General features: G+C 72.5%; 21 protein-coding genes and 1 pseudogene. 12 read left to right on the top strand and 10 right to left on the bottom strand.

Translation table 11 applies throughout. The features are described from left to right. Nucleotides 1-200 precede the first annotated feature (200 nt). Nucleotides 201-1,157 (top strand): helix-turn-helix transcriptional regulator, encoded by a 957-nt coding sequence (locus ABD954_RS14140; protein WP_345486376.1) that lies wholly within the window; start codon nt 201-203, stop codon nt 1,155-1,157. A gap of 52 nt (nt 1,158-1,209) precedes the next feature. Further along, the gene (locus tag ABD954_RS14135) at nt 1,210-2,091 is read left to right on the top strand and encodes a dioxygenase family protein (RefSeq protein ID WP_382745620.1); all 882 of its coding nucleotides are present in this window, start codon (nt 1,210-1,212) and stop codon (nt 2,089-2,091) included. Nucleotides 2,092-2,124: 33 nt separating this feature from the next. Here ABD954_RS14135 and fahA read toward each other — a convergent pair whose 3' ends face one another. Further along, nucleotides 2,125-3,360 carry a fumarylacetoacetase gene (fahA, locus tag ABD954_RS14130; protein ID WP_345486375.1) on the bottom strand — a complete coding sequence of 412 codons (1,236 nt, stop codon included), beginning with the start codon at nt 3,358-3,360 and terminating at the stop codon, nt 2,125-2,127. A gap of 305 nt (nt 3,361-3,665) precedes the next feature. On the opposite strand from fahA, the gene ABD954_RS14125 reads away from it, so the two are divergent. After that, nucleotides 3,666-4,946 carry an LPXTG cell wall anchor domain-containing protein gene (locus ABD954_RS14125; protein ID WP_345486374.1) on the top strand — a complete coding sequence of 427 codons (1,281 nt, stop codon included), beginning with the start codon at nt 3,666-3,668 and terminating at the stop codon, nt 4,944-4,946. Nucleotides 4,947-5,054: 108 nt separating this feature from the next. Here the strand turns inward: ABD954_RS14125 and ABD954_RS14120 are convergent, their stop codons facing one another. Continuing rightward, nucleotides 5,055-7,049 (bottom strand): CocE/NonD family hydrolase, encoded by a 1,995-nt coding sequence (locus ABD954_RS14120; protein ID WP_345486373.1) that lies wholly within the window; start codon nt 7,047-7,049, stop codon nt 5,055-5,057. Between the two features lie 261 nt (nt 7,050-7,310). On the opposite strand from ABD954_RS14120, the gene ABD954_RS14115 reads away from it, so the two are divergent. The 3 genes from ABD954_RS14115 to ABD954_RS14105 all read left to right on the top strand — a co-directional run bounded on the left by ABD954_RS14115 (nt 7,311) and on the right by ABD954_RS14105 (nt 10,122). Next, nucleotides 7,311-8,321, top strand: coding sequence for a polyprenyl synthetase family protein (locus tag ABD954_RS14115; protein WP_345486372.1), 1,011 nt, complete (start codon nt 7,311-7,313; stop codon nt 8,319-8,321). Between the two features lie 47 nt (nt 8,322-8,368). Continuing rightward, a complete protein-coding gene (locus ABD954_RS14110; protein ID WP_345486371.1) occupies nt 8,369-8,782 on the top strand; it encodes a VOC family protein in 414 nt (137 codons plus the stop codon). A gap of 146 nt (nt 8,783-8,928) precedes the next feature. Further along, the gene (locus ABD954_RS14105; RefSeq protein ID WP_345486370.1) at nt 8,929-10,122 is read left to right on the top strand and encodes a LolA family protein; all 1,194 of its coding nucleotides are present in this window, start codon (nt 8,929-8,931) and stop codon (nt 10,120-10,122) included. Between the two features lie 88 nt (nt 10,123-10,210). On the opposite strand, the gene ABD954_RS14100 is transcribed toward ABD954_RS14105, so the two are convergent. Next, the gene (locus tag ABD954_RS14100) at nt 10,211-11,527 is read right to left on the bottom strand and encodes a M28 family metallopeptidase (RefSeq protein WP_345486369.1); all 1,317 of its coding nucleotides are present in this window, start codon (nt 11,525-11,527) and stop codon (nt 10,211-10,213) included. Between the two features lie 318 nt (nt 11,528-11,845). Beyond that, nucleotides 11,846-13,078 carry a serine hydrolase domain-containing protein gene (locus ABD954_RS14095; RefSeq protein WP_345486368.1) on the bottom strand — a complete coding sequence of 411 codons (1,233 nt, stop codon included), beginning with the start codon at nt 13,076-13,078 and terminating at the stop codon, nt 11,846-11,848. 299 nt (nt 13,079-13,377) lie between these two features. On the opposite strand from ABD954_RS14095, the pseudogene ABD954_RS14085 reads away from it, so the two are divergent. From ABD954_RS14085 to ABD954_RS14075, 3 genes and pseudogenes are all read left to right on the top strand, one after another. Beyond that, nucleotides 13,378-13,479 (top strand): annotated as a pseudogene (locus tag ABD954_RS14085) (DUF397 domain-containing protein); the annotation flags it as partial. A 48-nt stretch (nt 13,480-13,527) separates the two neighbouring features. Continuing rightward, nucleotides 13,528-14,640, top strand: coding sequence for a hypothetical protein (locus tag ABD954_RS14080; RefSeq protein ID WP_345486367.1), 1,113 nt, complete (start codon nt 13,528-13,530; stop codon nt 14,638-14,640). A 76-nt stretch (nt 14,641-14,716) separates the two neighbouring features. After that, nucleotides 14,717-15,244, top strand: coding sequence for a DUF1203 domain-containing protein (locus ABD954_RS14075; RefSeq protein WP_345486366.1), 528 nt, complete (start codon nt 14,717-14,719; stop codon nt 15,242-15,244). Here the strand turns inward: ABD954_RS14075 and ABD954_RS14070 are convergent. Continuing rightward, nucleotides 15,211-15,570 (bottom strand): MerR family transcriptional regulator, encoded by a 360-nt coding sequence (locus ABD954_RS14070; protein WP_345486365.1) that lies wholly within the window; start codon nt 15,568-15,570, stop codon nt 15,211-15,213. The two genes, ABD954_RS14075 and ABD954_RS14070, sit on opposite strands and share 34 nt — an antisense overlap. 65 nt (nt 15,571-15,635) lie before the next feature. On the opposite strand from ABD954_RS14070, the gene ABD954_RS14065 reads away from it, so the two are divergent. Next, nucleotides 15,636-16,466 (top strand): aminotransferase class IV family protein, encoded by an 831-nt coding sequence (locus tag ABD954_RS14065; protein ID WP_345486364.1) that lies wholly within the window; start codon nt 15,636-15,638, stop codon nt 16,464-16,466. Nucleotides 16,467-16,704: 238 nt separating this feature from the next. On the opposite strand, the gene ABD954_RS14060 is transcribed toward ABD954_RS14065, so the two are convergent. From ABD954_RS14060 to ABD954_RS14045, 4 genes are all read right to left on the bottom strand, one after another. Next, on the bottom strand, nt 16,705-17,706 hold the full coding sequence (locus ABD954_RS14060; protein ID WP_345486363.1) for a CU044_5270 family protein: 1,002 nt from the start codon (nt 17,704-17,706) through the stop codon (nt 16,705-16,707). Further along, nucleotides 17,703-18,347: an RNA polymerase sigma factor gene (locus tag ABD954_RS14055; protein WP_345486362.1), complete on the bottom strand. Its 645-nt coding sequence runs from the start codon at nt 18,345-18,347 to the stop codon at nt 17,703-17,705. Before ABD954_RS14055 ends, ABD954_RS14060 begins: the two co-directional genes overlap by 4 nt. A gap of 93 nt (nt 18,348-18,440) precedes the next feature. After that, nucleotides 18,441-19,409: a HEAT repeat domain-containing protein gene (locus ABD954_RS14050; RefSeq protein ID WP_345486361.1), complete on the bottom strand. Its 969-nt coding sequence runs from the start codon at nt 19,407-19,409 to the stop codon at nt 18,441-18,443. A 277-nt stretch (nt 19,410-19,686) separates the two neighbouring features. After that, nucleotides 19,687-20,154: a VOC family protein gene (locus ABD954_RS14045; RefSeq protein ID WP_345486360.1), complete on the bottom strand. Its 468-nt coding sequence runs from the start codon at nt 20,152-20,154 to the stop codon at nt 19,687-19,689. A gap of 21 nt (nt 20,155-20,175) precedes the next feature. On the opposite strand from ABD954_RS14045, the gene ABD954_RS14040 reads away from it, so the two are divergent. After that, a complete protein-coding gene (locus ABD954_RS14040; protein ID WP_345486359.1) occupies nt 20,176-20,787 on the top strand; it encodes a CGNR zinc finger domain-containing protein in 612 nt (203 codons plus the stop codon). A 358-nt stretch (nt 20,788-21,145) separates the two neighbouring features. Here the strand turns inward: ABD954_RS14040 and ABD954_RS14035 are convergent, their stop codons facing one another. Then, entirely contained in the window at nt 21,146-21,895 is a 750-nt protein-coding gene (locus ABD954_RS14035) for a GbsR/MarR family transcriptional regulator (RefSeq protein ID WP_345486358.1), read from the bottom strand. A gap of 304 nt (nt 21,896-22,199) precedes the next feature. On the opposite strand from ABD954_RS14035, the gene ABD954_RS14030 reads away from it, so the two are divergent. Then, nucleotides 22,200-22,865, top strand: a complete 666-nt coding sequence (locus ABD954_RS14030; protein WP_345486357.1) for a DUF4097 family beta strand repeat-containing protein — start codon at nt 22,200-22,202, stop codon at nt 22,863-22,865. Nucleotides 22,866-22,944: the final 79 nt, after the last annotated feature.

Raw genomic sequence — 22,944 nt, 5'->3', positions numbered from 1 at the left:
GCTCCTCGGGAGGGTGGGCGCGCCCTGTGCGGGGCGCCTGTCGTCGGCGGGCTCTCCCCACGCCCGCCACCTCCAGCAGCGTCACCCTCGGTGCGGGGTCGGCGCACGCCGGGTGACCCATTGGGGGGTGTCCCGGCGGGCCGCCGCATGCCATCGTGAACCCAATGGTCTGTACCAGTCGAGGAGAAGGGAGCGGCGCGATGCGCGGCACCACGGCCTTACCGGGGACCCCGTGCGTCACACCGAGAAGGGGCCAACCGCCCGTCCACCGCCTGGAGGTGCGGCTGCCGGACGACGTCCCGTTCGCCGTGGGGACGTTCGACACCATCGGCCCCATGTCCCGGGCCGACTTCCCGCACCGGCACACCTTCTACGAGATCGTCCACGTCACCCGGGGCAGCGGCACCCACGTCGTGGACCTGGCCCGCTGGGAACTCAGCCCGCCGCACCTCGGTCTGATCCTGCCCGGGCAGCTCCACCACTGGGAGGACGTCCGGGAACTCGACGGGTCGGTGGTGCTGTTCACCCCGGAGTTCCTCGTCGACCACCCCGGCGACCAGGAGTTGCTGCGCCGCATCGGCGAACGCCCCTGGCTCCGCCTCGACCCGGCCGCCCACGCCCGCACCACCCGCCTGATCGCCGAACTCACCGAGGAGTACGGCCACGGGGACGCCGGCTTCGCCACGGTGCTCCGCTCCCTGCTGCACGTCCTCCTCGTCCGTACGGCTCGGCTCGGCGGACCCGCGGGCCCGGCGGCCGGGCAGGAGCCCCCGCCCGGCCGGTACGCGGCCGTCGCGGACGCCTTCGCCCGGCTGCTCGCCCGTACCGCGGCGGACGGAGAGGCCACGGGACCGCGGTCCGTACGGGAGTGCGCCGAGCGGATCGGGGTGACCCCCGGCTATCTCACCGAGGCGGTGCGCGCGGCCCTCGGCCGCACGCCGGGCAGCCTGCTCCGGGAGGCCCGCACCCGGGAGGCGCAACGCCTGCTGGCGCGTACCGAGTTGTCCGTCCGGCAGGTGGCGGTGCGGACGGGCTTCGACGACCCCGCGTACTTCTGCCGCTTCTTCCGCAGGGAGACCGGGATGAGCCCCGGGGACTTCCGGAAACACCACGACCGCCGTGCTGCGTCCATCGAAGCGGCAGCCGGACCGTCCTAGGTTGCTGCTCACACCTCCGCCCCGCACCCCCGCCCCCACACGAGGAGCAGGCATGGACAGCGAGACCAGCACGAGCAGCACCGGCGCCCCCAGCACCGGCAACACCACCGACACCGGCACCACCGGCACCGGGCACGTCACCCGCAAGGCGGTCCTGCGCGCCGCGCTCGCGGCCGGCATGGCCGCACCGGCCGTGCTCATGGGCGTCCCCGCGCTCGCCCGCACCCTCACCGACGGCACCGGCGCGCCCGCGCTCACCCCGGCGTGCGACGACGGTGACGACCCGACACCCCCGCAGACGGAAGGGCCGTACTTCAAGCCCAACTCCCCGCGCCGGACCAGCCTGGTGGAACCGGGCACGCCCGGGACGCGGCTCTCCGTCAGCGGCTGGGTCTTCGGGCGGGCCTGCCGGCCGATCGCCGGGGTGCTGCTCGACTTCTGGCAGGCCGATGTGAACGGCGCGTACGACAACACCGGCTTCCGCTTCCGGGGCCACCAGTTCACCGGCGCGGACGGCGCCTTCCGCCTGGACACGATCGTGCCGGGCCTCTATCCGGGCCGCACCCGCCACATCCACGTCAAGGTGCAGGCGCCGGGGCGGCCCGTCCTCACCACGCAGCTGTACTTCCCGGGCGAACCGCGCAACAACACGGACCCGATCTTCGACGCGCGGCTGCTGATGAGCGTGCGCGACGCCGGCGGGGCGAAGGAGGCGGCCTTCGACTTCGTCCTGGACGTGCCGCAGGACCCGGGGCCGACCCCGACCCCCACGCCCACGCAGACCTCGCCCGGCGGCACGTGGGCCGCCGGTACCGCCTACCGGGCCGGGGACGCCGTCACCTACGCCGGGCGGGGCTATGTGTGCCTCCAGGCGCACACGGCCCAGCCCGGCTGGGAACCGCCGTCGGTGCCCGCGCTGTGGCGGGCGGCCTGAGCGGCCGGAGTGATCCGGGCGCTCTGAGGGGGATCAGGCGGCGGGGCTGGGCGCGATCCGGCCGGTGACCTCGCCGAGGGCGACCCGGGTGCCGTCCGGGCCCGGGGCCCACGCGGTCAGCGTGACCTCGTCGCCGTCCTCCAGGAACGTCCTCTTGCCGTCGGCCAGTTCGAGCGCGTCACGGCCGTTCCAGGTCAGTTCGAGCAGCGAGCCGCGCTGGCCGACCTCGGGGCCCGAGACCGTGCCGGAGCCGTACAGGTCGCCGGTGCGCAGGGAAGCGCCGTTGACGGTCATGTGGGCGAGCTGCTGGGCGGCCGTCCAGTACATGGTGGAGAACGGCGGCTCGGCCACCACCTCGCCGTTGACGGTGACGGTGATCCGCAGGTCGAAGCCGCCGGGCTCCTCCTCGCCGGAGTCGTCCAGGTACGGCAGCAACGGGAAGTCGCGGGCCGGCGGGGCGACGCGGGCCGCGTCCAGGGCCTCCAGCGGCGTCACCCAGGCCGACACCGAAGTCTGGAAGGACTTGCCGAGGAACGGCCCGAGCGGCACGTACTCCCACGCCTGGATGTCCCGCGCCGACCAGTCGTTGAGCAGGGTCAGTCCGAAGACGTGCTCGCGGAAGTCGCCGAGCGCGACGGGGCGGCCCAGCTCGGACGGGGTGCCGACCAGGAAGCCGACCTCCGCCTCGATGTCCAGCTTGACCGAGGGCCCGAAGACCGGCGCCGGGTCGGTGGGCGCCTTGCGCTGCCCGGCCGGGCGGACGACGTCGGTGCCGGAGACCACGACGGTGCCGGCGCGGCCGTGGTAGCCGATCGGCAGGTGCTTCCAGTTCGGGGTGAGCGGCTCGCCGTCCGGGCGGAACATGCGGCCGACGTTGGTGGCGTGGTGCTCGCTCGCGTAGAAGTCGACGTAGTCCGCGACCTCGTACGGCAGGTGCAGCGTCACGGCGTCCAGCGGGTGCAGCAGCGGCTCCACGACGGGACGGTGCGCGGGCACGGTCAGCCAGCCCGTGAGCGCCCGCCGGACATCGCGCCAGGCGGTGCGGCCGGCGGCGAGCAGCGGGTTGAGGCTGGGCTGCGCGAGCAGCGCGGCGTACGGCGACCCGAGCGCGTGCGCCGCGGCCCCCGCGTCGAGCACGTGCCCGCCGATCCGGACGCCCAGCCGGCGCCGGTCGGGCTCGTCGGCGGTGGAGAAGACGCCGTACGGAAGGTTGTGCGGGCCGAAGGGGTCGCCCTCGGGCAGGTCGAGCGGGCTGCTCTGCTCGGGCATCGGTGCTTGCCTCGCTTTCCGGGTGTGTGGGGGACACGTTACGGGGCCCCCGCCGAGGCGCGGATGACATGTGTCACACAGAAAGTGCGGCCTCCGTGGGCAACTGTCCGAGTTCACGGGTTTTGTGACCGCTGTGAAGGCGCTGAGGGGTGGGGCACGTGAGGTGCACTCGCCGATCCCGCTATTCCGGGCCCTTATCCCGGTCATACGATCGCGGTGCGCCGCGCCGCGTGAGGTATCCGCTGGCGTGGCCCCACAACTCCGTTTCCGCTTTTCATCTTCGTCCGACCAGAAAAAGGTCCACCTTGAAGATCCGCCGTATTCTCGCGACCGCCGTGGCCGCCGCCGTGACCACGCCGGTCGTCCTCCTTTCCGCCGCGCCGGCGTTCGCCGACACGAAGCCGGCCGCGCCCGCCCAGACGCAGGACCAGAACCAGACCGTCGAGGACCTGCGCCGCGCCGTCACCAAGGCGCAGGCCGCGTACGACGCGGCGGTCATCGCCGAGGCGAAGGCGCTGGAGGCCGTCGAGGCACTCGACAAGGCCGACCACCCGCTGAAGAAGGCCGCCGCCGACGCCCAGAAGGCGTCCGAGGAGGCCGCTGCCGCCAAGGTGCTCGCCGACCAGAAGCTGGCCGACGCCAAGAAGGCCCTGGCCGAGCTGCCCGCCGACGCCCCGGCGGAGAAGAAGACCGAGGCCGAGAAGGCCGTCACCGACGCCCAGGCCGTGGCGGACACCGCCAAGACCACCGCCGAGACGAAGGCCGCCGAGGCCAAGACGGCGCAGAAGACGTACGACGACGCCTCCGTCGCCGCCTTCACGGTGCTCAACAGCGCCAAGAAGGCCAAGAAGGACGCCGCCGCCGCCCTCGACGCCGCGAAGAAGGCCCTCGACGAGGCGCTTGAGGAGCTGCCGGGCGAGGACGTCGACTGCAAGGACGACAAGAACCTCGTCACCTCCATCACCGGCCCGAAGAAGGTCACCGCCGGCACCAGCGGCGTCTTCACCTTCCGCATCACGAACAAGGGCAAGACCGAACTCGGCGAGGTCGGGGGCTACGCCGAGGTCTTCGACATCAGCGAGGACACCAGCAAGCACCTCACGCTTGCCTGGTCCTCCGCGACCAGCCCGAAGTGGCAGACGCTCGGCGTGGGCGACGACTTCTCCAGCCTCTCCTCCCTCAAGCCGGGCAAGTCCTTCGACGTCAAGCTGAAGGTCACCGTGGGCGCCAAGGCCCCGGCGGGTGACGGCTTCCTGTTCGGCGCTGCTGGCTATGTCAACAAGGACGGCTCCTGCGGCTCGGACGAGGAGGGCTCCTACGCGGAGTTCGGCATCGTCAAGCCCGGCAAGCCCACCAAGCCCGGCACCGGTTCCACCGGCGGCAACGGCAACACCTCCCCGCAGGGCGGCCAGTCCAACACTGCCGTGACGGGTGGCACCACCGGCTCCACCACCGGTGGCAACCTGGCCAACACCGGTGCGGGCTCGGCCACGACGTCGATCGCCCTCGCGGCCGGCGCGGCCGTGGTGCTCGGTGCCGGTGCGATGGTCGTCGTGCGTCGTCGCAAGGCCGGCGCGGACGCCTGATAACGCGCCTGATAGCGCGTGGGATGACGCAGCGCGCTGAAGGGCCCGCATTCCGTCACGGAATGCGGGCCCGTTCGCTTTCCGTACACCCGAAGAGCGAGGGGGAATTCACCCCGTCGTGCGCGGGATGCGTTTTTCCCACGTCCGGTGGAAAACGATCTCCTCGCCCTCCGTGCAGATCACCTCGTCGGAGGTGAGGAACGCATCCGCGTCGCACGAGATCTCCGATCTCGTATCGATCGTCACGTCCCAGGCCATTTCCGGGCGGTGCAGCCGGATCGTCCGGTCGGAGCGCGTCCGGGCGGACAGCGGGCCGGACGCGTCGATCGTGTACGTGTCCAGGGCCTCCTCGGTGTACTCCAGGCCGTCCGGGAAGACCCGGGTGCCGCCGTGGCGGGGGTCCACCTCCAGCCGCCACTCGCCCCTGGCGACGTCCCGGACCACGAGTCGCTCCGGGCGCGGCTCCTCCAGGGTGCCCGGAACCCCGGCGCCGAGCGGCTCGGACTGCTCGGGCTCCTCGAACGTGACGGCGGCGGTCTCGGCGTCTGGGGCCGGGGCGCGGACCGGCAGGGTGAGGGAGGAGCCGGCCGGGTCCAGGGTGAACCCTGCTGAGTCGGGCCGGGGCCAGACCCAGGGCCAGTACGCGGAGGAGACGGCGAGCCGGACCCGGTGGCCGGGCGCGAAGGCGTGCCCGGTGCCGTACAGCTCGACGGCGTACGACTCCGTCCGGCCGGTCAGCGCCCCGACGGCCCGGGAGAGGTCGAGCACGCCCCGGGTCACGAGGGTGGAGGAGCCGTCCGGGGCGACGTCGCAGAGGCGGGCGATCACCTGGCCGCTCGGGGCGTGCGCCGTCAGGCGGAGGTGCGCGGCGGGCCGGCCCAGGATCTCGATCGCCGGACCGTCCGCGGGCACGGGGAAGTCGAAGCAGGCCGAGTGGGCGTCCTCGGCGCGCTGGTCGGGCGGCAGGTCGGCGTCGTTGCCGCGCGGGACGAGGGCGCCCGCGTCCAGGCCGGTCCACGGCGGTGAGGCGACGAGCACCGGGTCGCCCCGGAGGCCGTACGGGACGGGGGTGACGTGCGGGGACGGCCAGGCGGGGTCGGCGACCCAGCGGCCCGGCAGCTCCTCGTACACCGTGGCCGGCGGATGCGACGCGCTGATCCAGGACCGCAGCAGCGGCTCGTCCATGACACCGTTCTCGACGCCCTTCAGGTGGTGGTCCCACCAGCGCAGGGTCTCCTGGAGGAAGCCGATCGCCGGGCCGGGCGGCAGGCCGCGGTCCGGGTACTGGTGCGGCCAGGGGCCGATGACGCCCCGCACGCGGTCCGCGGGCAGGTGCTCGACCAGCCGCAGCACGGTGTCCCGGTACGGTTCGTGCCAGCCGCTCACGGCGAGCACGGCGGCCCCGATCGCGGAGGGGTCCTCGCGCAGGCTCCCGAGCCGCCAGTAGGCGTCGCGGGTCTGGTGGGCGAGCCAGGTGTGGACGAGCGGTTCCACCGCCTCCAGACGCTCCCGCCACAGCTCGCGCCACCGCTCGCCCGCGTGGTGCGGGTCGGGCGGCCGGCAGACGAAGGCGAGCAGCGTCGCGGCCCTGCTCGGCAGGCCGGCGGCGAGGACGGAGCCGCCCCGGTAGTGGACGTCGTCGTCGTAGCGGTCGTCCGTGGCGCCGACGGTGACGACCGCCTTCAGCGGCTCGGGGGCGAGCGCGGCGATCCGGAGCGCGTTCGAGCCGCCCCAGCCGATGCCGAACATCCCGACCCGGCCCGTGCACCACGGCCGGCGGGCCAGCCAGTCCACGACGGCCGCGCCGTCGGCGAGCTCGGTCGGGTCGTACGCGTCGCCCGACAGGCCCCCGCTGTTCCCGTGGCCGCGCACGTCGACCCGTACGGAGGCGTAGCCGTGGCCCGCGTACCAGGGGTGGCGCTGCCGGTCGCGGGGCGCGGTCGCGTCGGTGAGGCGGTGGGGCGCGTACTCCAGGAGGGCGGGCACAGGCTCGTCCGTCAGCGGCCTCCACGCGCGCGCGTGGAGCAGGGTTCCGTCGGGTACCGGGATGCGGAGGTCCTCGTGGCGGGTCTCGTACGGGAAGTCGGTACGGATCCTCGGCATGGGGTCACCTCGCTGGCCGCCGCGTCGATCGACGTTCGGGACAAAACGCTTATCAATGGTCATATGAGCTGATCACGAACATACCGGGGGTGACGGGAAGGCGCCCACGGTGATCGAAACGTGACCGGATACGCTGGCTTGAGTGAATGGACCGACACATCGACAATCCGAGTGATCGACGGCGTCCGGTCCGGCCACGACAGGCAGCGTCAGACAGCGACAGGCAGCGTCAGCAGGCGTCAGCAGACAGGAGATCCCCTCGTGACCGTCGTCGGGCCGTTCGGTCTTAGCGTGCGGGACCAGGCTCTCGAAGCCGATGTCCAGACCGGTTTGGCCGCCGTGGAGGCCGGCCTCCTCGACGCCACCAAGAGCGACGTGCCGTTCATCACGGAGGCCGCCCAGCACCTGGTGCTCGCCGGCGGCAAGCGGTTCCGGCCGCTGCTGGTGATGCTCGCCGCGCAGTTCGGCGACCCGTACGCGCCGGGTGTCGTGCCCTCGGCCGTGGTCGTCGAGCTCACCCACCTGGCCACGCTCTACCACGACGACGTCATGGACGAGGCGACCGTACGGCGCGGGGTGCCCAGTGCGAACACCCGCTGGGGCAACTCGCTCGCCGTCCTCACGGGTGACTTCCTCTTCGCCCGCGCCTCGCACACGCTCGCGGACCTGGGACCGGAGGCCGTCCGGATCCAGTCGGAGGCGTTCGAACGGCTCGTCACCGGCCAGATCCTGGAGACGGCCGGCCCCCAGGAGGGCCGCGACCCGGTCGCCCATTATCTCGACGTCCTCGCCGGCAAGACGGGCTCGCTCGTCGCCGTGTCCTGCCGCTTCGGCGCGATGATGGCCGGCGCCGACGAGAGCGTCGTCGACATCCTCACCCAGTACGGCGAGCGGCTCGGCGTCGCCTTCCAGCTGGCCGACGACGTCCTCGACATCGCCTCCGACTCCCACGAGTCCGGCAAGACCCCCGGCACCGACCTCCGCGAGGGCGTCCCCACCCTGCCCGTCCTCTACCTGCGGGCCGCCGCGGCCGCCCACGGCCGCCCGGAGGACCTGGAGCTCCTCGCCCTCGTCGACGGCGACCTCACCGACGACGCCCGCCACGCCGAGGCCCTGCGCCGCCTGCGCCTCCACCCGGCCCTGGAGCAGGCCCGCCGCGACACCCTCCGCTACGCGGAGGAGGCCCGCGCCATGCTGGCCCCGCTGCCCGGCGGCTACGCGAAGGCGGCCCTGGAGGAACTGTGCGACGCGGTGGTGCACCGCGCCGGCTAGGCCAGAATTCCCCTCCGGCCCACGTGATCCTGTGACAAGATCGCGGGATGCTGCGACTTACCGACTTCATCATCGACTGCCCGGACACGATGAAGCTGGCGGCCTTCTACTCAGACGTGCTGGGGCTGCCGGTCAAGAAGGGCAGCGACGAGTCCTGGGCCGGCATCCAGCTCGGCGAGATCGAGCTGGCCTTCATCCGGGTGGACGACTACCGCGCCCCGCAGTGGCCCGACGGCGAGCACCCCAAGCAGTTCCACCTCGACTTCGAGGTCGACGACGTCGACGCGGAACAGCGCCGCGTCCTCGACCTCGGCGCGACCCTGCAGCGGGACTTCATCGGCCCCGAGGGCTACGGCTGGCGCGTCTTCACCGACCCCATCGGCCACCCCTTCTGCCTCTGCCGCAACAAGGGCGTCGTCTGGACGGAGCAGGGCCCGGTCTGGCCGGAGCGCGCGGAGTAGGGGGCGGCACCGTCGCACCGCGCGGGCTAGGGGTCACCAGGGTCGGGTCATCCCCTAGGCGTACGACAGGTTGAGCCCCGGGGCTGACGACTTCGCGGTGCCGCCTTGGTGAGATGGAGGCATCGACCACGGAGGTAGCGCAGACCATGGCAACGAACGAAACCCGTCGCAAGGCGAGCCGTTACGTCGTCCCCGTCGCGGTGGCGGGTGTCGCCGCGGCCACCATCGGGCTCGTCCCGGCCCTGGCGGCGTCCGGTGACCCGGACCTGTCGGAGATCACCGCGCAGCAGCTCATCGAGAAGATCGCCGCCTCGGACACGCAGACGCTGTCCGGCACGTTCAAGATCAGCACCGACCTGGGCCTGCCGTCCTTCGCGGGCCTGATCCCGTCGGGCGGGGCTTCGGCCTCCGCCGACCCGTCGGCCAGGCTCACGGAGCTGGCCTCCGGCACGCACACGCTGCGCGTGGCGGCCGACGGCCCCGACCGGCAGAAGCTGACGCTGCTCGACGGCTCGGACGAGTACAGCCTGATCCACAACGGCGCCGACGTCTGGGCGTACGACAGCAAGTCGAACGAGGTCTTCCACGAGAAGGCGGACGGCCCGGCTGGCACGCCCGAGAAGGAGCTCCCCGGCACCCCGAAGGAGCTCGCCGACGAGGTCCTGAAGGCCGCGGGCGACACCACCTCGATCACCGTCGGCGGCACCGCGAAGGTGGCCGGCCGCGACGCGTACCAGCTGGTGATCAAGCCCAAGCAGTCCGGCTCGACGATCGAGTCCGTCAAGATCGCGGTGGACTCGGCCACCGGCACTCCGCTGAAGTTCACCCTCGACTCGACCAGTGGCGGCAAGCCGGTCGTCGACGCCGGCTTCACCAAGGTGGACTTCGGCAAGCCGGACGCCTCGACCTTCGACTTCAAGGCCCCCAAGGGCGCGAAGGTGACGGAGGGCGCGGCGGACGAGGCGGCCGACGAGGCGACCGACGGGACGGCGTCCGGGAAGCACGGCGAGCTTCCCCCGGGCCTGGAAGGGCTGTTCGGCGACATGGGCGCCGAGGGCGGCAAGGGCGGCAAGGACGGCCAGGGCCTGAACGTCATCGGCGAGGGCTGGACCGCCATCGCGAAGCTGGACACCGGCGCCCCGGCCCCCAAGACGGACGAGGCGCCGAAGGAGGTCCAGGGCTTCCTGGACTCCTTCGGCGACAAGGTCAGCGGGAAGTTCGGCTCCGGCACCGTCTTCAAGACGAAGCTGGTCAACGCGCTGATGACGGACGACGGCAAGGTCTACGTCGGCGCGGTGACGCCGGACGCGCTCGTGAACGCGGCGAACTCCGGCAAGTAGGAACGGGGTTGGGACCCCGGGCGGGTCGGGGCGATCGTCACCGACCCGCCCGGGAGTTCTGTGCGGGACCTTCCTGCGGCCCCAGGCGTTACGGGAAGGTCAGCTTGAAGCCGCTGATGTAGCCGACGTCGGCCGAGGCCCGGTCCTGGGCGCGCAGCTGCCAGGTGCCGTTGGCGACCTCGGTGGAGGCGTTGACCGTGAAGGTCTGGACGATGTTGTCCGCGCTGCCGCCCGACCGGTTGTGCAGGTTGTAGACCGAGCCGTCGGGCGCGATCAGGTCGACGACCAGGTCACCCTTGTAGGGGTGGACGATGTCCACGCCGACCGCGAGGCTGCTCGGCGCGTTGCCGGTGATGCCGGAGACGGTGACCGAGGTCGAGACGGCGGCGCCGTTGTCCGGGATGGAGACGTCCGCGGTGTTCTCGAAGACCTTGCCGGGCGGCGGGGTCGTCGTACCGGCCGACAGGTTCCAGACCGCGTGGGCGACGGCGTCGCTGTTGCGGTCCAGGGCGGTGTCGTTGATGTTCGACGTGGTGTCGCAGGACGAGTGGTAGCAGCGGTCGAAGGCCGTGGTGGTGCCGCCCCACTTCTGCACCTGGGCGGAGGTCTTCGTCCGGCTCGCGCCGGTGAACAGACCGCCGACGGGGATGCCCACGTTCTTGAACGAGGCGTGGTCGGAGCGGCCGTCGCCCTCGGTCTCGATCTCGGTCGGCACGCCGAGGCCGGCGAAGTAGTCCTTGAAGGTCTTCTCGATCACCGGGTCGTCGTCGTAGACGAAGTAGCCCGGGTTCGGCGAGCCGATCATGTCGAAGTTCAGGTAGCCCTTGAGCTTCGAGCGCTCGGTCGTCGGCAGGTTGTTGACGTAGTACTTGGAGCCGACGAGACCGAGCTCCTCCGCGCCCCACCAGCCGAAGCGCAGGTGCTTGGTGGGCTGGTACCCGGCCCGGGCGACGGCGAGGGCCGTCTCGAGTATCGCGGCCGAGCCGGAGCCGTTGTCGTTGATGCCCGGGCCCGAGCTGACCGAGTCGAGATGCGAACCGGCCATGATCACCTGGTTCGGGTCGCCGCCCGGCCAGTCGGCGATCAGGTTGTAGCCGGTGGTGCCGTTGTACGAGAACTGCTGGATCGCGGTGGTGTACCCGGCGGCGTCCAGCTTGGCCTTCACGAAGTCGATGGACGCCTTGTAGCCGGGCCGGCCGTGGGCGCGGTTGCCGCCGTTGTTCGTGGCGATCGACTGGAGGTCGGTCAGGTGCTGCTTGACGTTGGTCAAGGAGATGTCGGGCGCGGCGGCGGTGCCCGAGGTGGCGGCCGCCGGCGCCGCGGTGGCCGGTGCGGCGCCCGCGAAGGCGCCGAGCACGAGTGCCGAGGCGCCCGCGAAGGCGGACAGTCTCACGGAGAGTTTCATGTGGGGGCTCCGGATTCCGAACTGGGGATGGGACGGAACGTACGAGCGCCTCGCGTCGTGGGTGGCGCGAGGCGTTGGAGCTGTGCGGGGCGAGCTGTGCGACGAACTGCGTGTCGCACTTCGTGTCGATCTGCGTGGCGAACTACGTGTCGAACGGTGTGTCGAGCTGTGCGGCTGGTTGTGCGAGCGCGGCCAATGGCTGCGCTTTGTGTGACGAATGTTCAGTGAGAGTTTGACTCGACGTCAAGAGCAGAATTCGGTCAGGAGTGTTCGCCCAGCGAACGCTCCTGACCGAACGGGCCACGATGTCCGCTGTTTTCAGTCGTCGATGGCCTGGTAGACCGTGGTCCAGAAGTCGTGGAAGAGCCGCGCCGGGTCCGGGACGGACGTGCCGACCTGGGTGAGCAGGATGCCGGTGAGCCCGTTCTCCGGGTCGGCGTAGGTGGAGGTTCCGCTTCCGCCGTCCCAGCCGAACTGACCGAGGGGCGCGTAGTCGCCGCGATAGGTGCGCACCGCCATCCCGATGCCCCAGCCGCCGTGCTGCCCCTGCCCGAAGGAGATGTGGACGTTGTCGACGGCCATGGCGTGCCGGGCGGCCTGCTGTTCCGGGGAGAGTCGGTTGGTGGTCATCAGCCGGACGGCCGGCCGGGAGAGGATCCGCTCGCCGCCATGCACGCCCTGGTTCAGCAGCATGCGGAAGTAGGCGTGGTAGTCGTCGGCGGTGGAGACCAGCCCGCCGCCCCCGCCCTGGAACACCGGCGGCGCGCTGTGGCGGCCGCCCTCCGCCTCGTCCCAGACGTGGAACTCGCCGGTCCGCGGGTCGGGGGCGTAGAGGGGAGGCAGCCGGTCGATCTTGTCCTCCGGCACGTGGAAGCCGGTGTCCTTCATGCCCAGGGGCTCGAAGACGCGCTCGCGCAGGAACGACTCGTACGACTGCCCGGAGACCCGGGCGACGAGGACGCCGAGGAGATCGCTGGCGATGTGGTACTGCCAGCGCTCGCCGGGCTGGTGCATCAGCGGCAGCGTGCCGAGGCGGCGCATCCACTCGTCCGGCTCGGGCATCGGCTCCGGCAGATTGGGCGTGAGCCCCTGCTCGAAGACCGCGTTCATGATCGGCGTGCCGAGCGAGGTCAGGTCCATCCCGAGCCCGAACGTGGAGGTCAGCACGTCCCGTACGGTGAGGGGCCGCCGCGCCGGCACGGTGTCGTCCAGCGGCCCGTCCACCCGCCGCAGCACCTGCCGGTCGGCGAGCTCCGGCAGCCACGGGTCCACCGGGTCGTCGAGGCGCAGGCGGCACTCGTCGAGCAGGACCATCGCGGCGGATGCGCCGACCGGCTTGGACGTCGACGCCATCCGGAAGAGCGTGTCCCGGCTCATCGCCGGGCCGCCGTCGTGCCGCATGGTGCCCATCGCCTCGACGTGCGTCTCGTCGCCACGGGAGACGAGGGCGACGACCCCGGGGATCTTCCCGGAGTCGACGTGCCGCGCGAGCACGTCACGGATCCTGCGCAGTCCGGCCCGGGAGAAGCCGGTGGTGGTGTTGCCGCTCATGTGTGTCCCCGCCCATTCTTTGTTCGCGAATCTGTGAATGAGGAGGAAGCTACATTGCGTTTACAGAGCTGGCAACGCACCGTGTGACGCCAGGCGCCCATATGTGCTGGTCATTGCCGTGAAAGTGTTGCAACCCACCTGTAGCTGAATGCAATGGCAGCCGTGTGATCGTTGCAATGAGATGAAAGTGAAGCCTCCGGCTGCGGATAGCGGGGCGGGCCGTCGGTGGAGATCGTCCCGTCGGCGAGGGTGACGTCCTCGCCGAAGAAGAAGTCCTTACGGGTCGCGTAGCGCGGGCCACCCCCGGCACCGTCCACGTCCGTGACTCCAAGAACAGCGACGGCCCCCGCCTCGCCTTCGGCCGGGGCGCCCGGGCCGGGTACGTGGCGCACGCGTCCGGCGAGCAGGGCCGAACGCGCGGCGTTCTGCGCTGTCTTAGGCTGCTCCGCGTGGACATAGACCTCGGCAACGGCATCGTCGGCGCGATCCTGGGCGTGGTGTTCGCGACCCTGTTCCAGCAGTGGACCCAGGACCTGTGGTTCCGGATCCGGCGGCGGTCGGCCGGGGCGGTGCGCAGCCTCACGTACCGGCGCGACCGGGACGGCGGGCCGGTCGCCTGGTCGACGTTCTCGCTCGGACCGCTGCAGACCTCCGCGCTACTCGTTGAGGGTGACGGCGACCGGGCCATCGCCCCGGAGTCCGTGCACGTGCAGGTGCTGGAGGAGGAGGTGCGGCTGCCCGAGGAGATGACGGGCTGGCGGGACGAGATCGAGGCGGAGGAGACCCGCGCCGCGGACAGCGGCGAGCGGGCGCCCGTCTGGAACGGGCCCCGGTACGCGGTCGAGTCGCTGGACGTCTCCCGTACCGCCCTCGACGAGCGGCCCGAGGTCCACCTCAGGCTGCGCCCCACCGACTACTACACCTTCCTCGCCGCCCAGCAGCTCGACCGCCGCTTCCCCGACGGCACGACGCCCCGCGGGCGCTGGCTCGACCCGGCCGACCCGCTCGCCGCGCCCGCGTTCCTCCAGTGCAGCTTCGGCGCCAACGTCGCCGTCGTCACCGCCGATCACCTCCTCGTCGTCACCCGCCGCAGCGACCGGGTGCGGACCGGATCCGGGGTGTGGAACTCCTCCGTCAACGAGGGCCTGGCCCGGCACATAGACTCCGCCGGCCGCAACGCCCCCGACCTGCACGCCGTCGCCCGCCGCGGGATGCGCGAGGAACTGTCCATCGAACCGCACGAGTACACGCTGGAGCTGCTGGCCTTCGCCCTCGACGTCGAACGGCGCCAGTGGTGCGCCCACTTCTACGCCCGCCTGAAGGAGATGACCGGTGCGGGCCTACGCGAGCGGATGAGCCGAGGCGTGGCCGACCGCTGGGAGCACCAGCGGATCGAGTACGTGCCCTTCCGCACCGCCGACGTCACCCGCTTCCTGCTCGACCCCGAGCGCCTGCACAGCTGGGCCCCCGTCGCCCCCTCCCTCTTCCACCTGGCCCTCGTCCACGTGCACGGCCGGGCTTCGGTGGAACGCGCCCAGGCGCAGGTGCTGCGCCGCCTCTGAGGCGCGGCCGGCGTGCGGCGAGCGCGAGGTCCGGAAAACGCCAGCCACTGCCGCGCGCCCGCGCGAGGCTGACCGTATGACCACCACCTACACCGCACGGCCCATCCCGCCCGCCGCCCTCGCCGAGCTCCGCCGGACCGACGACGCCGGGCGGCCCTGCGCACCGTTCACGGCGACCGGAGACCCGGTCGGGAGCCCGTTGCGCTGCTGCCTGCGGCCGCTGGAGGAAGGCGAGCGGGTCGCCCTCGTCTCGTACGCGCCGCTGCGCCGCTGGGCGTGGGAGACCGGCGCGCAGCCGGGGGCGTACGACGAGCAGGGGCCCGTGTTCATCCACGCCGAGGCCGGGGACTGCGCCGGACCGGACGCGGACCCGGTGGCGTACCCCTTCGACCGGCCGGGCGCCCTGCGCACCCTGCGCCGTTACGACGAGCGCGGGTGGATCGTGGGCGGCCGGCTCCTGGAGATCCCGGAGGAGCCGACCGAAGGCTTCGACCGGGCGTTCGCCGAGGCGTTCGCGGACCCGGCGGTCGTCCTCGTGCACGTACGGGCCGTGGAGTACGGCTGCTTCCACTACGAGGTGCGGCGCCCGGCGGACCCGAGGTAGCCGGCGAGGGCGTCGCGCTCGCGCCGCAGGTCGTCGATCCGCTCGTCCTTGACCATCAGCTCCTGCCCCAGGACCTCCCGGAGGTCGACGCACAGGTCGATCTCCGGGCGCTCGCCGCGGGCGCACGGCAGCACGTCACGGATCACGTCCGTGGAGAGTCCGGCACGGAGCAGGGCGCGCACCTGGCGCACGGTGAGGACCGCGTCCTCGTCGTACTCCCGGTAGCCGTTGGCGCCCCGCCGGGCGGTGAGCAGGCCCTGGGCCTCGTAGTAGCGCAGGGACCGCGCGCTGACGCCCGTACGCCGTGACAACTCGCCGATCAGCAACTCCGCCTCCTCGCCCGCTGCGGACCTTGACCTTTCCACCGGTGTCAGGGCTTAACGTCCGCCGCATGAGCGCTGATTCCCCACCGACCCCTTCGCCGTACGTCGCCGAACTGGACGGCCGCCCCGCCACCGCCGCCGACCTGGCGCCGCTCGCCTTCGCGGGTTACGCGCACTTCACCGCCGCCCAGGTACGGGGCGGGCGGATCCGGGGCCTGGACCTGCACCTGGAGCGTCTGCGCGGGGCGTCGCTGACCCTCTTCGGGCGGGCCGTGCCCGACGAGGAGGTGCGGGGACGGCTGCGGGCGGCGCTGGCGGCGGGTCCCGCGGACGTCTCGGTGACGGTCACCGTCCACTCTCCGGAGGGCGAGTTCACCGCCCGCGCCCATCCCTGTGCCGCCCCGCGCCTCCTCGTCCGCACCGGGCCGCCCGCCACCGGGCCCGAGGGGCCGCTCGCCCTGGCGGTCGTCCCGCACGAGCGGGTGCTGCCGGAGGTGAAGCACGTCGGCGAGGTCGCCAAGACGCTCCTGCTGCGGCGCGCGGTCGCCGACGGCTTCGACGACGCCGCGTTCCTGGACGGCGAGGGGCGGCTGAGCGAGGCCACGATCTGGAATCTGGTGTTCTGGGACGGCACTTCGGTGCTGTGGCCCGAGGCCGCGATGCTGACCGGCACGACCATGTCCGCCGTCCGCCGCCGCCTCGCCGCCCTGGGCGTCCCCCAGCGCACGGCCCCGATCACCCCGGCCGCCCTGCCCGCCCTCGCGGGCGCCGCCGTCATGAACTCCTGGACCCCGGGCATCCCGGTCCACCGCCTGGGCCCCGCCTCCCTGCCGCCGGCCCCGGACTTCCTGCGCCTGCTGCACCGCGCGTACGAGACGGAGGCGTGGGTGGCGCCGTGAAGGGCGGGCCCGGGGCAGGAGGCAGGGGCTCGGTGCGCGGCCCCGGAGCGAGATGGTCCGGGGCCGCGGCTGCTGCGGCTGGGTCTCCTTGGCCGACGTGGCGAATCCGGTCTTGGGCGAGTCGGAGGACTCCAGCGCCGCCGTGGCGGTTGCCGCGCTCACCGCCAAGGCGCACGGGGCGGTGACGAAGCGTGACTGTCGTCCGGCCCTACGGCACGAAGAAGCCGCGACGAGGTCCTTAAGGGATCTGCCCCGCCTTGTCGACGATGCCCCTGTTGATGACGGCGACGGAGGTGACGGTGGTACCGGCCTTGCCCCAGGCGTTGTCCTCGAGGAGGACCGTGCGCTCGCCGAGCAGGCGGGCTGTGCTCTTGTCGAAGATCCACTCGGTGCGTTCGCCGTCGTGTACGCGGGCGACAGCGACGCCGTGGCGTCCTGCGGCGTCCACGGCGTCCGGGGCGACATCGACCCCGGGGATGAGAGCAGCGGCGCGGTAGAGAGCAGCAGCGGTCGCGGGGGGAGTGACCCCGTTGCGCAGTAGGTCACCGATCGTCACGAAGGCCTCGTGGTCCGGGCCCGTCGTGGAGTCCGAACCGGCGCCGTGATTCTTCTCGGCGTCGTCGCGGATCTGCTTCAGCAGAGCCTCGGGATCGGTCGGCAGTGCGGCGAGGAAGTCGTACGTGGGCGCGTTCAGGTTTCCTCCGCCCGGAGTGTGCGGCAGCAAGGTGTCCTTGCCGTTCTTCCGCTGAAGCGTGCGCTCGCTGCCGTCCACCGATGTCCACTGCTCCATGCCCTCGTTCTGACGAAGGAGCTCCGTCCGGCCGTCCTTGTTCTCGGACAGCACCGACGTGTGCCCGACCGTCTTGACGTACGTGTACTGCCCTGTGCGTACCTTCGACGGCGCCGCCGTACCGGCGGCCAGAGCAGCCCTCTCCAACAGCTGCACCGACGCCGCCGAGGCGGGCGGCAGGCCGGGCGGAGCGCCGGTGGTTCCGGAGCCGAGACCGAGAACGGCGGCGATCGCGCCGGCGGTCACTGCCGTGCCCAGGACCAGAACGATGCGCCTCCTCCGTCGCGGGGCCGGGTGGGAGGAGCGGGCTCGTGTCTGCAGGTCGACCTCGCTCAGCAGGTGCCGGCGGCGAGCCTCGAAGCGTTCGGGTGCCGGTTGCGGGTAGGGCGTCGGCGGCAGGATCCGGCTCGCCTGCTCACGCTCGGCCTGTTCTCGCTGCTCCGGATTCATCGTGTCCCCCTCCTGTGGGAAGCGCGGGCTGCGGCCGCCCCGCTATCCGTTGTGTGTCCGCTGCGGGTCCCCGGTTCCGTCACACGCGGCGGAGGTACTGCCAGCTCCGCCTCCACGAGCCTGCGCAGCTTCTCCCTGGCCCGTGAGAGCCGTGAGCGTACGGTGCCGACGGGGATCCCGAGCGCTTCAGCCGCCGCCGCGTACCCCAGGTCACTCCAGACGACCAGGGTGAAGACCTCGCGTTCCGTCCGCTTCAGGCGTTGCAGCGCACGGGCCACGGCGGCCAGCCGCTGGGCGTCAGCCATCTGCCCGACCACCTCGTCCGAGAAGTCGGGTAACGCCTCCGGCGGCGGCAGACGGGACATCGCCTCCCGGTGTCGGCGCGACGCCCGGGCGGTGTTGCGCATCACGTTGGTCGCGATGCCCAGGAGCCACGCCCGGACGTTTCTGACCTCGTTGCCCAGTCCGTCGCGTAACCGCCACGCTTCCAGAAAGGTGAGTGACATGACGTCTTCGGCAAGAGCACGGTCGCCTGTCGTCCGGACGGCATGGGCGTAGACGACGCGGGCGTGCGCGTCGAAGATTTCGGCGAAGGCCGCCCGATCACCGGACCGGATCCGTTCGTTCAAGGGGAACTCCACACCAGTTAGTGTCCGCACATCCTCAGCGGTTCCACTTCTGCCGGGTTCTCTTGCGGGCCCCTCGGCCGGCATGGGGCAGGAAGCCGGCCGGCCCTAGTCGGCGAACATCTCCACCGCCTCCCGCACGTCCGGGTCCGGGTCGTCCGCCAGCCGGGCCAGGACGGCGGCGGCTTCGGGCGCGTCGCGGTGGGCCAGGCCCTCGACGACCGCCTCGCGGACCGTGGGGGAGGGGTCGGTCGACAGGGACACGAGGAGGGCGGTCGCTTCAGGGGTCGGGCGGTAGGCGAGGTGTTCGGCCACCGAGCGGCGTACGTCGGATTCGGCGGCGGCCGCCAACTCCCCCAGCAGGGCGTCCACTCCGGGTGTCGACCAGCGGGCCACCGCCGCCGCGAGGGCCGTGCGGACGGTGGGGTCCGGGTGGGCGGCGAGCGGCGTGAGGCGGGGGAGGGGGCCGCGGCGGCGGAGTCCGTAGCTCTCCAGTGTCTCGCGCAGGGCCGTGGTGTCGTCGCGGGCCATCGCCCGCTCCAGCCGGGCGAGCAGGACCGGCGGCGAGGGCGGCGGGCCGTCCAGGGGGTGCGGGCGGCGGGACCGCAGGCGGCGCGAGCCGTACTCGCCGCGCACCCGGCAGCCGTCGCAGGTGCAGGGTGCGACCCCGTGCGCGTCGGGGAAGTAGCGCCAGCCGGTGACCTGGCGGACCGCCCGTACCCGTCGCACCTCGGCCCGCGCGACCGCCCGCGGCAGGAACACCTCCCAGCCGCGGGCGTCGTCCAGCGCCCCGATCCGGCGGACCGCCTCGGCCGCCGTCGTCCGGGCCGGTTCGCGGTCGCTGTAGCGCCCGACGGTCACGGGCTCGTCGTCGGGCAGTCGTACGTGCACGGCGACGAGACCCCGTGGCCCCGGCCGCCGCGCGAGCTCACGCAGCCACTGGTGGGTGAGCGTGTACGAGGGGAGCACCGGGAACAGGTACACCCCGCGCCCGGACCGGCCGCCGGCGGCCCGCACGCCATCGCGGCGTATCCGGGCGGTGAGGGCGGCGGGCGTCAGGTGCACGAAGGTGGCCATGCGGCCCGATGGTACGGCCGCTCCGAGCCACGGGCCCGCGCGCCGCCGACCCGCAAGTCCGGGCAGTCCGCGTGCCGATGGGTCCGGGACCTGGCGGCCCGTGGGTCCATGGGTCCGGGGCCTGGCGGCCCGTGCGCCATGGGTCCGGGGCCTGGCGGCCCGTGCGCCATGGGTCCGGGACCTGGCGGCCCGGCGGCCCGTGGGTCCATGGGGGCGGCGCCCGGCGGCCCGTGCGCCGGGAGCCTGGCGCCCCGGCGGCCCGTGCGCCTCTCGCCGCTCACTGCACGCAGAACTCGTTGCCCTCAGGGTCCGCCATCACCGTCCACGACCCGCCCTGCTCGGCCACCTCGCGCAGCACCGTCGCGCCCAGCCCCTCCAGGCGGGCGACCTCGGCGGCGCGGGCGCCCGGGGCGGCGTGGACGTCGAGGTGGACGCGGTTCTTGACGGTCTTCGGCTCGGGAACGCGCTGGAAGAGGATGCGGTGGCCGAGACCGGCGTCGCTGTTCGGGTCGTAGGGCTCCTCGGGATGGCGAACGGCGGCCAGGTCGCGCCAGGCGAGCCGGCCGTCGACGGTGAGAGTGGCCTCCGGCGGAGCGGCGCCCGCGTCGAGGAGGCGGCCGATGAAGGCGCTGTGGTCCTCCTGCCGGTAGCCGAGGGCCGCGGCCCAGAAGGCGGCCTGGGCGTGCGGGTCCGAGGAGTCGACGACGAGCTTCCAGTGCAGGGGTGCGGGTGTGGGTGCGGTCATGTAACTCTTTATACTGGTTACATGACCGTGAAGCCCATGACCCTGCGCCATCTCGACGGTCACGTCTTCACGTTCGACGCCGGAGCCCTGTGTCTCGAACTGCTGCTGACGGGAGGCCCGGGGCCCGTGGCCGCACGCTACGAGGTGCTCGACCGGGTCGAGGGGCTGCTCGGCTGGGTACGCGACTGCCGGCTCGCCCCGGACGGCCTCGACCGCGAGCTCGCCGTCACACCGGCCGAGCTCGCCGCCGTACGCGAGACCCGCGACGCCCTGTGGCGGCTCGGGCTCGCCCGCGCCGGGGGAGGGGCGCTGCCGCCCGGGGACCTCCGCATCGTCAACGAGGCCGCCACGCTGCCCCCGTTGGTGGCCCGGATCGCCCCCGACGGCACCCGCGCGTGGGCACCCGGCGCCACCGGGACCGGGCTGCTCGGGACGGTCGCCCGGGACGCCGTGAAGCTGTTCACCGGCCCGTACGCCGACCGGATCCGCGTCTGCGGCGCGGACAACTGCGCCCTGCTCTTCGCCGACACCTCGCGTCCCGGCCGCCGCCGTTGGTGCTCCATGGAACGGTGCGGAAACCGGCACAAGGTGCGGGCGCACCGGGCCCGTACCCAGACGGAGACCGGCGGCTGACACCGCCGGGGTGGGTCGGGGATCAGGCCGAAGCCGTCAACCCCCGGTCGGCCTCGTCGCCGCCGAGGACCAGCCGCCGGCGGCGCAGCCGCAGCCGACAACCCCAGGCGCAGCGTCACCCAGCCGCAGCCGCAGCCGTCATCCGGTCTCAGCCGTCACCCGGCCGCGCCCGTCATCCGTCGGCCGTCAGCGGCCAGTTCTCGGTCGCGCCCATCAGTCCTCGCTCGTCAGCGGCCAGTTCTCGGTCGCGCCCATCAGTCCTCGCTCGTCAGCGTCCAGTTCTCGGTCGCGCCCGTCAGCCGCCAGCCGCCAGTCCTCAGTCGTCAGCCCTCAGCCGTCAGCCGTCGACCGTCGACTGTCAGTCCCGGGCCGTCCGTTCCTGCTCGGCGGCAGGCGGTTCCGGCTTCGTGTGGAGGATCTCGCGGGCCTGTTCGGCGGCGCGGGCCGTGTTCTCCGAGACGAAGTCGAGGAAGCGGGCGACGTTCTCCATGCGCACGGCGGCCGGCGTGCCGGCGCCGAGGACGCCGACGCCCTGTCGGGCGGTGTCGACGACCTGGGCGATCGCCTTCGCGCTGGCCATCATCGACCGGTACCAGATGTCGTCGTCCACGATGTAGCGCTCGCGGCGCCGTTCGTCGCGCTCACGGCGGACCATGCCCTGGCTGTCGAGGAACGTGACCGCCTTGGAGACGGACGCCGGGCTGACCTGGAGGCGCTGGACGAGCTCGGCCGCGGTGAGGCTGCCCGAGTCGGTGAGGGTGAGGCAGGCCATCACCCGCGCCATCATCTTGGGCATGCCCGAGGCCATCATGACGGTGGTGAACAGCTCCTCGTACTCGCGCACGGCCTCGGGATCGCGCCCGTGTGCCTGCGGGGGCGCCTCGGTCCCCCGGGGCGCGGCCTGCCTGCGCCGCTGGGCGCGGCGTTCCGTGGCGCGGTGCGCGAGGTCGGCTCGGTAGGCGGTGGGGCCGCCGTTGCGCATCACCTCCCGGGTGACCGTCGAGGTCGGACGGTCGAGGCGGCGGGCGATCTCCGCGTAGGCGAGGCCGTCGGCCAGTCCCAGGGCGATCTGCTGGCGCTCGGCCTGGGTGAGTCTGCCTCCCGGCATCGCGGTCTCCTTCGTGCTCCTGGCTCTTCGGTCCTTGGTCCCTGGTCCCTGGTCCTCGGTCCCCGGTCCTCGGGTCCCCGGTTCCTGGTCCGTGCGCGCCCAGCATAGCGTTCACGCCCAATTCATTGCAATCAGCGGGTGTTGTTCTGTTGCATTAGCGACCACGACATTGCAATGAATTTGCTGCGCTGACCTGCGGTTACTCCGATACAGCGCAACGAGTCTGTTGCCAGACCTTTGAACGCAACGTAGCGTTTCTCTTGTCGGAAACGCCGACAACGGAAGACAACAGGAGAGCAGCCTCATGCAGACGTTCCCCACCCCCGCCCCCGTCACCGCCGTCCTCGCCTTCCCCGCCGGGCGCCTCCGGTTCATCGCCGCCGACCGCGCCGACACCACGGTCGAGGTCCTGCCCGCCGACGCCTCGAAGAGCCGCGACGTGAAGGCCGCCGAGCGGATCGCGGTCGGCTACGCCGACGGAGTCCTGCGGATCGAGGCCCCCGAGCCGAAGAACCGGCTCATCGGCGACTCCGGAGCCGTCGAGATCACCGTCCAGCTGCCCGCCGGCTCGACCGTCGAGGGCAAGGCCGCCGCCGCCGAGCTCCGCGGCGTCGGGCGCCTCGGCGACCTGGCCTTCGAGGGCGCGTACCACCACATCAAGATCGACGAGGCAGCGAGCGTACGGCTCACCGCGGTCGAGGGCGACATCGCCATCGGCAGGCTCGGCGGCCCGGCCGAGATCAGCACCGCACGCGGCGACATCCACATCGACGAGGCCGTGCGCGGCACCGTCTCCCTGCGCACCGACAAGGGCGACATCACCGTCGGCGCCGCCGCCGGCGTCTCCGCCTCCCTGGATGCCGGCACCGGCTACGGCCGCGTCGACAACTCCCTGAAGAACGACGGCACCGCCGGCCTGAGCGTCCGTGCGACCACCTCGTACGGCGACATCACCGCTCGCAGCCTCTGAACCCGCCCTCCCGCCGCGCCGCGCCGCGCCCCCCTCCCCCTCCGCCCGCACCCTCCGCCCCTCACCTCCACCCCTCTCG

The organism is Streptomyces roseoviridis (assembly GCF_039535235.1).
GTDB classification, from domain to species: Bacteria; Actinomycetota; Actinomycetes; order Streptomycetales; family Streptomycetaceae; genus Streptomyces; species Streptomyces roseoviridis.
This window is presented reverse-complemented; position numbering and strand designations above follow the sequence as displayed.